Source organism: Pseudoalteromonas sp. OOF1S-7, from assembly GCF_022347765.1.
GTDB lineage: Bacteria > Pseudomonadota > Gammaproteobacteria > Enterobacterales > Alteromonadaceae > Pseudoalteromonas.
This window is the reverse complement of record NZ_JAKRFZ010000003.1, coordinates 218,781-231,208: the sequence shown is the minus strand read 5'-3', so window position 1 is coordinate 231,208 and position 12,428 is coordinate 218,781. Positions and strand designations below refer to the sequence as shown.

The 12,428-nt window shown below is 50.4% G+C and carries 9 protein-coding genes; 4 read left to right on the top strand and 5 right to left on the bottom strand.

Annotated features, from left to right (window positions below; translation table 11 throughout):
- Positions 1 to 3: 3 nt before the first annotated feature.
- Both aceE and pdhR read right to left on the bottom strand, forming a co-directional pair.
- Positions 4 to 2,670, bottom strand: coding sequence for a pyruvate dehydrogenase (acetyl-transferring), homodimeric type (gene aceE / locus MHN33_RS05895; RefSeq protein ID WP_239397089.1), 2,667 nt, complete (start codon positions 2,668 to 2,670; stop codon positions 4 to 6).
- A 68-nt stretch (positions 2,671 to 2,738) separates the two neighbouring features.
- Positions 2,739 to 3,488, bottom strand: coding sequence for a pyruvate dehydrogenase complex transcriptional repressor PdhR (pdhR, locus tag MHN33_RS05890; protein WP_046003630.1), 750 nt, complete (start codon positions 3,486 to 3,488; stop codon positions 2,739 to 2,741).
- Positions 3,489 to 4,000: 512 nt separating this feature from the next.
- On the opposite strand from pdhR, the gene MHN33_RS05885 reads away from it, so the two are divergent.
- The gene (locus MHN33_RS05885) at positions 4,001 to 4,336 is read left to right on the top strand and encodes a hypothetical protein (RefSeq protein WP_239397088.1); all 336 of its coding nucleotides are present in this window, start codon (positions 4,001 to 4,003) and stop codon (positions 4,334 to 4,336) included.
- Positions 4,337 to 4,483: 147 nt separating this feature from the next.
- Here the strand turns inward: MHN33_RS05885 and MHN33_RS05880 are convergent, their stop codons facing one another.
- From MHN33_RS05880 to MHN33_RS05870, 3 genes are all read right to left on the bottom strand, one after another.
- Positions 4,484 to 5,158: a penicillin-insensitive murein endopeptidase gene (locus tag MHN33_RS05880; protein ID WP_239397087.1), complete on the bottom strand. Its 675-nt coding sequence runs from the start codon at positions 5,156 to 5,158 to the stop codon at positions 4,484 to 4,486.
- Positions 5,159 to 5,280: 122 nt separating this feature from the next.
- Positions 5,281 to 6,423 carry a hypothetical protein gene (locus tag MHN33_RS05875; protein WP_239397086.1) on the bottom strand — a complete coding sequence of 381 codons (1,143 nt, stop codon included), beginning with the start codon at positions 6,421 to 6,423 and terminating at the stop codon, positions 5,281 to 5,283.
- 388 nt (positions 6,424 to 6,811) lie between these two features.
- Entirely contained in the window at positions 6,812 to 7,858 is a 1,047-nt protein-coding gene (locus MHN33_RS05870) for a fibrinogen-like YCDxxxxGGGW domain-containing protein (protein WP_239397085.1), read from the bottom strand.
- Between the two features lie 191 nt (positions 7,859 to 8,049).
- Between MHN33_RS05870 and MHN33_RS05865 the strand changes: the two genes are divergently transcribed.
- The 3 genes from MHN33_RS05865 to MHN33_RS05855 all read left to right on the top strand — a co-directional run bounded on the left by MHN33_RS05865 (position 8,050) and on the right by MHN33_RS05855 (position 12,344).
- Entirely contained in the window at positions 8,050 to 9,465 is a 1,416-nt protein-coding gene (locus MHN33_RS05865; protein WP_239397084.1) for a PfaD family polyunsaturated fatty acid/polyketide biosynthesis protein, read from the top strand.
- Positions 9,466 to 9,482: 17 nt separating this feature from the next.
- Positions 9,483 to 10,538, top strand: a complete 1,056-nt coding sequence (gene fabD / locus MHN33_RS05860) for an ACP S-malonyltransferase (RefSeq protein WP_239397083.1) — start codon at positions 9,483 to 9,485, stop codon at positions 10,536 to 10,538.
- A 66-nt stretch (positions 10,539 to 10,604) separates the two neighbouring features.
- Positions 10,605 to 12,344, top strand: a complete 1,740-nt coding sequence (locus tag MHN33_RS05855) for a carbamoyltransferase C-terminal domain-containing protein (RefSeq protein WP_239397082.1) — start codon at positions 10,605 to 10,607, stop codon at positions 12,342 to 12,344.
- Positions 12,345 to 12,428 lie beyond the last annotated feature (84 nt).

Genomic DNA, 12,428 nt, shown 5'->3' with positions numbered 1-12,428 from the left:
CTCTTATGCGTAAAGTGGGTTGGTTTTGGTTGTGTCGATATCAAATTTCTTGATAGCGTCTGTTACTACTGATTTTTCAACTTTGCCTTGCTTAACCAGCTCGCTCAGTGCAGCAACAACCACGTAGCCTGCATTCACTTCAAAGTGACGACGCAGGTTTTCACGGCTGTCTGAACGACCATAACCGTCGGTGCCCAGCACTTTGTAAGAAACGCTTGGCATGAAGGCACGAACCTGATCGGCATAGCTCTTCATGTAGTCAGTGGCCGCAATTGCCGGTGCTTCGCCCAGTACCGTGCTGATGTAAGATACTTTTTGTTCTGCATCCGGGTTCAGCATGTTGAAACGCTCAGCGTCCTGACCGTCACGCGCCAGTTCATTGAATGACGTGACAGAGAATACGTCTGACGCAATACCGTAATCGTCGCTCAGGATCTGCGCCGCTTTACGTACTTCGTTCAGAATGGTGCCTGAGCCCATCAGCTGGACCTGAGCCTTATCGCCGGTGTAGCTTTCCAGCTTGTAGATACCCTTACGGATACCTTCTTCTGCGCCTTCTGGCATGGCAGGCATGTGATAGTTTTCGTTCATCAGCGTCAGGTAGTAGAACACGTTTTCCTGCTCAGGACCGTACATACGACAGATACCGTCTTGCAGAATCACCGCGACTTCAAACGCGAACGTAGGGTCGTAAGAAATACAGTTAGGGATCGTGCCCGCCTGAATGTGCGAGTGACCATCTTCGTGCTGTAAACCTTCGCCGTTCAGCGTTGTACGACCTGCTGTTGCACCGAGCAAGAAGCCACGTGCCTGCTGGTCGCCCGCCATCCATGCCATGTCGCCAACACGTTGGAAACCGAACATAGAGTAGTAGATGTAGAACGGGATCATTGGCAGGTCATTGGTGCTGTAAGACGTTGCCGCCGCCACCCATGAAGACATTGCACCCAGCTCGTTGATACCTTCTTGCAGTACCTGACCAGACGTCGCTTCTTTATAGTATGAAACAATGTCGCGGTCCTGAGGGGTATAGTTCTGACCGTGCGGGTTGTAAATACCAATCTGACGGAACAGACCTTCCATACCGAAAGTACGCGCTTCATCCGCAATGATAGGTACAATATTTTTACCTACGCCTTTGTCTTTCAGCAGGATGTTCAGCGCACGAACATAGGCCATAGTCGTTGAGATATCACGCTTTTGCTCTTCCAGCAGCGGCTTGAATGCATCCAACTCTGGCAGCGTCAGTGCTTCTGAGAAGTTAGGCAAACGCTGCGGCGTGTAACCGTGCAGTGCTTTACGACGTGCATGCAGGTATTCGTGCTCTGCAGAACCCTCTTCCAGCGTCAGGTAAGGCAAGTTAACCAGTTCTTCGTCAGATACCAGATCTTCCAGGCCCAGACGTGAACGCAGGTGCTGAACATGTGTCATGTCCATTTTCTTCACCTGGTGGGCGATGTTTTTACCTTCCGCCGCTTCACCCATGCCGTAACCTTTTACAGTCTTAGCCAGGATCACCGTCGGACGACCTTTGGTGTCTTGTGCCGCTTTAAACGCTGCAAACAGTTTCGACGGCTCATGACCACCACGCTTCAGCGCGAAGATCTCTTCGTCTGTCATGTCAGCAACCAGTGCCGCCGTCTCCGGGTAACGACCGAAGAAGTGCTCACGTACATATGCGCCATTTTTAGCTTTGTAGGTCTGGTAGTCACCATCGATGGTTTCATTCATCAGCTGTAGCAGCTTACCTGTGGTGTCTTTTGCAAGAAGCTTATCCCAGCCTGAACCCCAGACAACTTTGATCACGTTCCAGCCAGCACCTTTGAAGAGGCCTTCCAGTTCCTGGATGATCTTACCGTTACCCATTACCGGGCCATCCAGACGCTGCAGGTTACAGTTGATCAGGTAACACAGGTTGTCCAGCTTCTCACGGGCCGCGAAGGAAATCGCACCACGAGACTCTGGCTCATCCATTTCACCATCGCCCAGGAAGGCGTATACACGCTGCTCGGCAGTGTCTTTCAGGCCACGGCCATCAAGGTATTTCAGGAAACGTGCCTGATAGATAGACGCGATTGGACCCAGACCCATAGATACAGTCGGGAACTGCCAGAATTCAGGCATCAGTTTAGGGTGCGGGTAAGAAGACAAACCTTTACCGTCTACTTCCTGACGGAAGTTGTCTAGCTGCTCAGCAGTCAAACGGCCTTCAACGAATGCACGGGCATAAATGCCCGGTGAAATGTGGCCCTGATAGTAAACCAGGTCGCCGCCGTCTTTTTCGTTCGGTGCGCGGAAGAAATGGTTGAAACACATTTCATAAAACGCTGCAGACGACTGGTACGACGCCATATGTCCGCCCAGCTCCAGATCTTTCTTGGAAGCGCGCAGTACGATCATGATCGCATTCCAGCGGATGATAGAACGAATACGACGCTCCAGATTGACATCCCCCGGATAGGCCGGCTCCTGATCTGCCGGGATAGTGTTGACATAGTTGGTCGTAATACCGGTTGGCATATCAACGCCATCCAGACGCGCCTGCTCAAGTACCTGCTCAAGCAGGAATTGCGCGCGCTCTACGCCTTCTTCTTTTACAACCGACTCAAGCGCCTGCAACCACTCTTGGGTTTCTAGCGCGTCTACGTCAAATTTATTGACTTCAGACATATGGAGTGTTCCTTATGTTTAAAATACGAATTTATTCTATAGCGTTAGCTTATGGCTCTGTTTGTATATTACTGCGCTTTAGTGCGGCGCAAGCTGCGCTCAATGCGCGACCGCTCCCGCCCGGCTTCCAGCAACGCCTCTTCAATAAAGGCTAAGTGCGCGTTACTGGCCAGTCTTGCCTGCTCTGGCTTGCCTTCGATCACGGCGTTTTTTAACACCTCACGATGGTGGGCAAGCTGGGCGCTGGCATCCGGCTTTTGCACTAACACGGTTAAGTTCTGCAATACATTTTGTTCCAGTAAAGACTGCATGCCACGCATCAGATGCAGCAACACCACGTTATGTGATGCTTCTGCTACAGTAAAATGGAAAGTGTTGATGGCTCTGGCTTTTTGCACCAAATCATCGCCAACGCTGGCGATGTCATCAAAGCTCTGTTCCACTTTATCGAGATCCGTTTGCGTGCCACGCATGGCCGCATAATACGCTGCGATACCCTCCAGGGCATGACGAAACTCCAGCAAATCAAACTGCGACTCGGGGTGTTTGCTGATCAACTCGAATAAGGGATCAGTCAGACCCTCTTCAAGCTGATTTTTCACATAGGTACCGCCACCCTGACGTCGGGTAACCAGCCCTTTAGCTTCAAGCTTTTGAATAGCTTCGCGCAGTGATGGCCGCGACACTTCAAATTGCTTAGCCAGTTCACGCTCCGGCGGCAGCTTTTCCCCTGGCATCAACGACCCTTCAAGGATCATATTTTCCAGTTGTTCCAGAATGACATCTGATAATTTCGCTGCTTTTATCTTTAAAGACATTGATTAAACGCCGAGTTTATAGGTGAAACCCCAAGCCAGCTGTCTCAAACACTACCGGCAAAAACCCGGCAAGATGCTGATCCAGCTCACTCTTTACTTAAACAGATCCGGTAAGGCCAACCCTAAAGGTAAATTGGTCATACCAAATTTGTGCACTACGTTATCAAAATCAAGCGCAACTGTCAAAATTCGGCGCTTTGCGGCTAAAAGTAATACAAAAAAAGCCACCACAAAGTGTTTAAACTTTATACAAGTTAAATGATTTAAAAAAGGAAAATAAAATGGTCAGACCAGATAGAAAGCTAATCACTGGTTTACATCATAGTTCCTTTGCTAACACACATAAGCGCGACTTCAGACAAACGACAATGAGACTATCGGCGGGGAAATAAATCGGTGCACCAAAGGGGTAAAGTGTCAACAAGTCAGATTGCAATGCAGGCCCGAAATTATACACGTTTACACTTCTGTATGTTAATGTACGCCTCCAAGCCAATATCAAAGGGAAGATTATGAAAAAACTAATAATGAGCGCCTGTGCGCTACTTTTATCTGGCCAGGTACTTGCGGGCGGTAATACAACGCAAGGCGAAATAGACACACTTTATGTCAACAATTACTGGACTCAGGTACACAGCTCCAGTATCACCGGTAATCCTGATAGTTGTGGTGGAAACACCTCTACACCAAGCTATTACGCTATCGTGCCAACACACCCAAACTATGAAGCATTACATTCAACCTTACTCGCTGCTAAATTTGCAGGTAAGCGTGTCAAGTTCTACGTGAGTGGATGTTCTGGCCAGAATAATCAGTACCCCAGAATTACAAGCATTTGGGTATATTAAACTCGTCTGAGTAGAGAGGGTGCAGCTCACCCTCTCTTATCATCATTCCATGTCGCACGTTTGTCAGCACATCAATGGTACGCCAGGTGCCGTTCTAATATCACAAGTCCAGCGCCTTTGCGTGTGCTCGCCCGGTGTTTGATATAACTACTCACAAGGGATATCAAAATCAACGTGGTAGTGTTCATCATGACGTACCCAGGACGGTTTTTTAGAAAACTGAATATGGGATTTCAAATATTCCCCATACTGTGTGCTGAACAGGTTTGGCTGCAGATTAGGATCGAAAATAACGCGCCAGATATCATGACCTCGGTGTATTGCTTGTTTATGCAACGCCATAATGTGCGCTGCCATAGCCTCATAATCTATTTGCAGACCGCCAAACTGGTCATGTTCATCAAACTCAATGAAGTATCCAAACTTGTTGAACGGATGTGTTGGCAAATGTACCGACTTACCCGCGTTATTGACAACAGGCGTCATAAAATCCACAGATAAACCATTGCGATGCGTTTTATGTGGCCTGAACTCGCCTCCTTTGGCAAAGCCTGTCTCAGCGTACTTATAGACTTTTTTGGGGTTCGTTTTTTCCAGCGCCTGATAGGACGCAGTAACAATTGCATATACCTCAGAATGCACATAGGTACGCCCGGCCAGGCGCGCAAACTGGCTGTAACCTTCGAAGTTGTTCCCTGAATACGGTAGCTCTACCCCATCGGCCAATGAGCCTCGTGCCGTTGTACCATAACAGATGCTGGTTTTAGCGTTCACAAACACAGGGACGAGAATAATGAATAGTAATAAATTGCGATATATCATTGCGACAAGGTAACTGCAAAGAGCTGAATAATTGCTGACAAAATTTGCGGCCGTCTGACAACCGTCAGCTGGCACTACCCGCCAGGCTGGGCCAAATAAGGCCCAGCCAGTTTTCAGAGGATTTAAGGGTAAGTTACTGTCAGCGGTGCCAGTTTAAACGCGCCCTGCTTTGCCTCATTGAGACCCGTTAACGCTATAAAGCTGGTTTGGGTTTGGCTCTGGTAGTGATCCTCAGAATAACCAAGGCGTTTGGCCTGCTCAGGGCTGCCAAGCGGGTTGTGCTCAAACGCAAAGCGCATCAGCCAGTAAGTTTCATAATCGCGGGCATAGGAATTCGGGTTGAGAAATCCCCCGTACTGCAAGGGAATATCCCAGGCAATTTTGGTCTGGATCCGTTCTGAATCAGGTGCGCTTTGGTAGCTTAAAGTAAAAAAAGGCGTCAGAAAGTCTTTGGCATTGCCACGCAATGCGCCCAGCTCGTAAACCGGGTTTTCCCGGCTCCAGACACCAAAGTCGGTTACCGCCACAGTCAGCCCGCCTTGTTCCACGTCTTCTTTGAACAGTAAGCGGGAGATATAGCCTTCCAATACTACCTCACCCTTGATAGGCAAGATCAGGTGTGCAAGTTCACCGTAGCCTGGGTGGCTATAGTCACAGTCTCCAAACTGTGAGTTGAGACAATACACAATCTCATTGTCAGCTGAAACCTGATTGAGATCGCTGGGATGCTGAACCTTCAGAGCATATGGGAGGCGTGCCTCGTCATTATATTGCAATAAGTTCAACAGTGCAGTCCGGCTATAAGATAGCTGAGTTAAAAAGCTCTGCGACTTGCCATCAACCTGGCGATCACTATTTATCCAGATATTCAGCGTATTGTTGTCTTCCAGCCGGGCCAGCGCCTCACGCACGGGCAGATCTGCGGCCCAGGCCTGCCTTTGGCTCTGAACCCGCTCGGGGATAAAAATACCACAGTGCAAAGAGTGCTGACCTGAGTAGATATCAAAAAATGCAAACTCCAGCTGGCTTGCAGCAAAGCGCGCCCGAAGATGTGGCTCCCCTTGTTTGTCTATAATGTCAAAACCGAGAAAGCGTAATAAAGGGTCTGAAGCTAATGCGGATTGACTGAGCGAATACTCACTCTGCGCACCTCCGCGCGCATTCAGTACTGCACTACATTCGTTGTCTACCAAGTGAATGCTGGCCAGGCTTACGTGACTGCATATCAATGTAGTCAACAATAAAAAACGTGATAAAACTGTCATGATCTAGTCCTTGAAGTGATTAAATGTTTCTCAGCAGCCATAAACTGCTCCTAGTAATGCGGCACTGCGTTACTACCGAGCTGAGATCTAACAGCAAATACCGCAAGCCGCAAACCGCAAACCGCAAACCGCAAACCGCAAACCAACAAATTAACACTTGCTACAATATCTTAACAGCGATAATTTTAAACCTCTAACGTGCTGTTTCTACTTATGCAAATCTGGGGGACAGATGAAGAGATGGTCGTCGCCTTGAGGAAATCTGGGCATGATAACAGACTCTTTAAAATGAAAGAGTCTGACGGACCAGCCACAGCCTCTTTATCCATAAAGTCATGTCTAGCTGCAGGAATGAGGCAAATCACTTTACCCCGCCAAAATTTATCGTTTAACGCATCCAAAGTAGCGCGAAGTTCTGGCCATTCGGCTCCACTTTAGAAATACAGGAAGTTGAACCTAGCCTGTCTGAATTATAACTGCCACGAGCAACCCAGCAGTGAGTGGAGCCATACAAGTCAATCTGCCAGCCCACCTGATAACTGCTGCGATAAACATCATCATCCCAGGCAAGATAGTCTGGATTCACACAACCGATTTTAGTCGTACTAGAATCGTCATAATCGGTGCGACAACTCGGGATCTCTCTTAACTCTTTCATGTATTCACCTCGGTCGAGGAAGCCCCATGAATATCGGATCAGATCCAGCTCTTGCGCTGTCAGATTGTCACCAAAAGCATTCTTGTTGTTATTACAGCCCGCGCCTACTCGGCAGGCAATTTGCTCACGAGCATCCGCAAAGCGGGTTAAATCGCCCTGATACAACCACAACTTAGTCGGTGCCAGAGGGTTTGTTTCGGGGACTGTGCCGTAATCAGAGATCCGCGCCTTGCCGCCCGGCTCAGTATTTGGGTAACTGCCAACCAGTGTCCACCCACCACCATTGGTTGTCATATCACAGTACACAGAGAGCGGTTCGTCGTTATCGTCGACAATCTGATACACGCCATCGCCGATACTGGCACCGGCATCCAAAATTTGTTGACAGGTTCTGAATGCTTCATCAGCCGCATTCGCCATGCCCCAGTCCCCCGCGCGACCATCGTCACTGTGCCAGCTGCCCTGATAGTGTCCTGATGCACCGCGGTGGCCAGAGAAATACTGACTCTGACCTGATACTCGATCGCTCACTTCAAAACGAATACTGGTGCCATTCGTGCTAGTGGAGCCAGACAGAATTTTGTTCTCTGTCGTAGCGATAAAGTGTTTGCTAAACCCCTGCATCGTAAAATCAAAGGTCAGCTCATTGACCAGTACACCATTGTGATGGTTATCCATATTGAGTAAGTAGGTGCCTTCGAATTGTGTCGGTGACTGATTAGCAAAAACGCTGCCGCTGAGTACGGCGAGTGATAATAAAGTCCGATAAGAGCTCATAGTTAAATCCTTAACTTATAAAGAAAATAAACTTTAAAGTCATTTGTTTCACTATTCAATACGACTAGATGATGATAAATACCCTATTCCTGTGACGATAATTTAGACTCCGCCAACTTCCTGCTTCTCCATTATGTTTTCATAATTATGTATTACTGTTCAGTGTAATTATCATACTCGGGCATTGATTCTTGATTCATACTCTTTCAGGCGACACCAGCCCAAACCAGTTTCCAGCCATTTCAGCGCAACAGCTGGGCGCCGCATCGTTTCGGCGCGACTATGGCGTTAAGTATGCCTATGCCAGCGGCGGCATGTACCGGGGCATTGCCTCGACAAAGCTGGTCATCGCCATGGCACAGGCCGGCTTACTGAGCTTTTTTGGCTCAGGCGGCTTGTCTGTCGATGTCGTTGACCAGGCTCTGAATGAAATACAAAGCACGCTCACAGAGAAGCAAAACTTTGGCCTCAACCTGGTCTGCAATCTGACCCAACCAGAGCAGGAAATGGCGCTGGTTGAACTGTGTCTGAAACGCCAGGTGCGTTGCCTGGAAGCCGCGGCCTTTATTCGTATTACCCCGGCACTGGTACTGTATCGCCTGCGTGGTTTAGCGCGAGATGAGCAGGGCCAGGTGGTGTCGACCAACAAGCTGATGGCCAAAGTGTCACGCCCGGAAGTTGCCAGTGCGTTTTTAAGTCCGGCCCCGGATAATATCGTTGCCCAACTACTGGCAGATAAACAAGTCACTTTAGAGCAGGCCGAGTTGAGTAAGCAGATTGCCATGTGTGACGACCTGTGTGTGGAGGCCGACTCCGGCGGTCATACCGATCAGGGTATGCCGGCGGTGCTACTGCCTGCCATGCAACTGCTGCGCGACACCCTCAGTGCGCAGTATCAATTCAACAACGCGCCCCGCGTCGGTCTGGCCGGGGGCATTGGCACGCCTGCCTCTGCGGCGGCCGCGTTTATGATGGGCGCAGACTTTATCCTGACCGGCTCAATTAATCAGTGTACGGTCGAAGCCGATACCTCAGCGGCGGTGAAAACCCTGTTGCAGGACATCAATGTGCAGGACACCGACTATGCCCCAGCCGGAGACATGTTTGAACTGGGTGCCAAAGTACAGGTGCTGAAAAAAGGCGTGTTTTTTCCTGCCCGGGCGCAAAAACTCTACCAGCTTTATCAGCACTACCCGTCACTGGATGCCATCCCCGCGACGCAGCGTGCCCAGCTGGAAGACAAAGTATTTAAAAAGACCTTTGCTGAGATCTGGCAGGAGACCCGTCAGTACTTACACCAGCAAGGGCGCAATGAGGAAGTCATGCGTGCAGAGCGGGACCCTAAGTACAAGATGGCCCGCGTGTTTCGCTGGTACTTTGCCCATTCAATGAAGCTGGCGTTTGCCGGAGCAACTCAGGAGCGGGTCAATTTTCAGGTCCATACCGGACCGGCGCTGGGGGCGTTTAATCAATGGGTGAAAGGCACTGATATTGAACCGTGGCAACAGCGCCACGTGGCCAGCATTGCTCAGCTGCTGATGACAGAGACCGCCGCCGTGCTGACAACCCGAACCCGTCACTGGCTGGCGCCAGCACACGTCGATTAACCACAGGCGAGGCAACAATGAAAAGCTATTTATTTCCCGGACAGGGCGCGCAATACGTTGGCATGGGCAAGGCCTGGTTTGACTTGTTTCCCGAGCAAACCCAGACAGCCAGTGACATGCTGGGTTACTGCATTAAAACCCTGTGTCTGGACGACCCGCGTAACCAGCTGAACCAGACTGAATATACCCAGCCTGCCCTGTATGTGGTCAGTGTGCTGGCATTTTTGGCACACCAGCAGCGCGACCCGGCACCTGCGGACTTTATGGCCGGGCACAGTCTGGGCGAATACACGGCGCTGTTTGCCGCCGGTGCACTGTCTTTTGCAGATGGCCTGCGACTGGTGCAGCAGCGTGGCGCCCTGATGAGCCAGGTAAACGGTGGTGCAATGGCCGCGGTATTGACATTAGACGAAGCTGCGATAAGAGCCTGTCTGACAGAGTACCAGCTGGATACGCTGGACATGGCCAATCTCAACAGCCCTCAGCAAAGCGTGATCTCAGGCCTGAGCGACGACATCGGTCGCGCTCAGCATGCCATAGAGCAGGCCGGTGGGCGGTTTATCCGGCTTAACACCAGCGGCGCGTTCCATTCCCGCTATATGGCCGATGTACAGGCAGATTTTGCACGCTGCGTGGCAGAGGTTGAATTCAAAGCCACCACAGTCCCTGTGATTGCCAACGTCAGCGCTCTGCCCCATCAGCGCAACACTATCCAGTCACAGCTGGTCGCGCAGTTGACCCACTCAGTGCGCTGGACTGAAACAATTACCTACCTGCTGGCGCAGGGTGACATGACATTTATCGAGCTGGGCCCGAAGAAGGTCCTCACTAAATTAGTGGCGGAGATCAAACAATACGCAGCTGAGTACGCACAACGCGATACCCAAACGCTGGCACAGCAGGTTGAGCAGTGGAATCAAACGCATGGCGTCGGCACAACAATCAAAGTCGCCCATATTAGCGAGCCAATGCGCACCCGTACCCCGGCCATGCTGCTGTTTGGCCACCGACCCGCGGTGTATGTGGAAGGCGCGCAGGGCTATATCGCATTAGACGAAGCCACAGCGCTGTAACAGAGAAAGAATATGCCCCGGCCCAGGCCGGACACAGAATAATGACCCAACTTTTGGACTGAAACGATGAAATACTATATTGGCCTTGCCACCTCCTTTCATGATCCTGCCATTGCGATTGTCAATCAGCAGGGTGACGTGATTTTTGCCGAAGACGCCGAGCGTTTTCTGGGCTACAAACGGGGCCTGTACTGCCTGCCGGATAACCCCTATTACATCGAGGAAGTCCTGAAGACCTATTGCAGCGACTGTACTGAACTGGTGATAGCCAAAACCTGGAGTAAAGGCCGGGAAAAGAGCACCAACATTCTCGAAAACGTGGTACTGAGCATTCTCGAAACCTTCTCGTTTAATATCGACGTGAACACCCGCGACATCAAAGATCAGTTCTACTTTGCCAGAGCGTCACAGGCCGCTGCAGGGCGCACCCTGTCGCGCTTTTTTGAAGCCTCATGCCGTAACTTTATCGTGGGTAACTACCGCAATAAAAAGCCCACTGAAGTACGCTATTTTGACCACCACCTTACGCATGCCGCCAATGCCTGTTTTAACAGCCCATTCAGCGAAGCGTCCTGCCTGGTGGTAGACGGGATGGGCGAGAAAAGCAGTATCGACTACTTCACCTATAAAGATGGCAAGATCACCCCGGCGCCTATCAAAGTAAAACGTTCATTCAAAAGTCTGGGCCTGTTTTACACCATTATTTGTGAAAACCTGGGCTTTGATCCGCTTAAGGGCGAAGAATGGAAAGTCATGGGCCTGGCACCTTATGGTAAAAAAGATCAGAAAATCTACGACCTGCTGCGCGCGTCTTTGCAGGTGAAAAATGGCAACTTCGTGGTACCGAAAAACCTCAATGCCATCATGAAAGAGATCAAAGCCATGGCACGCGAGCCCGGCGAATCCATCGAAGCCTACAAAGATTTTGCCTACACCGGACAACTGGTATTCAGTGAAATCTTTATGGATCTGATCGATGCCATCTATGAGCATGCTCCGTCGAAAAACCTCGCGATTTCCGGCGGCTGCGCACTGAACTCTTCCTTTATGGGTACCGCGCTGGCGAAATCCAAATTTGAAAACATTTTTGTGCCCTCGGCCCCGGCAGATGATGGCAATGCCATTGGTGCCGCCTTGCTGTGCTACCAGCAGGATAACCCAAACTGGCAGCCTGCTACGCAAATTCAGAGCCCCTATACCGGCTCTGAGGTGAAGCAAAAATCACTGGATAAACTGCACCGTTACAGCCACCTTAAGGCCACCGATTACGGCGAAGACGTGTATAAGAAAACCGCTGAGTTTCTGGCAGAAGGTAAAATTATCGGCTGGGCACAGGGCCGTGCCGAGTTCGGTCCTCGCTCTTTGGGCAACCGTTCAATCCTCGCCAACCCGTGTCTGGTGGACATTAAAGACACCGTCAATGCCCGGGTTAAGTTCCGCGAAGAATTCCGCCCCTTTGCGCCATCAATTCTGCATGAATATGGCGACGAGTATTTTGAGGATTATCAGGAATCTCCTTATATGGAGCGTACTTTGGTGTTTAAAGAAGCGGTGCGCGACAAGGTCCCGGGCGTGGTGCATGTCGACAACACCGGGCGTCTGCAAAGCGTGAAGAAAGAGTGGAACGCGCCCTACTACAAATTGATCGACAGCTTCCGTGAAATCACCGGTGTGCCGGTGCTGCTGAACACCAGCTTTAACATTATGGGTAAGCCCATTGTCCACTCGGTTGAGGACATGCTGGCAGTGTTTTTGATGTCTGGCATTGATGTGCTGGTGATCAACAACACCATTTACGAGAAGTAACCCTGTGGCAGTCACTGTATTGATGTGGCTGCCCGATTGAGAAAGACCCGCGCGACGCATCGACAACAGCGTCCGCGCAGCCCG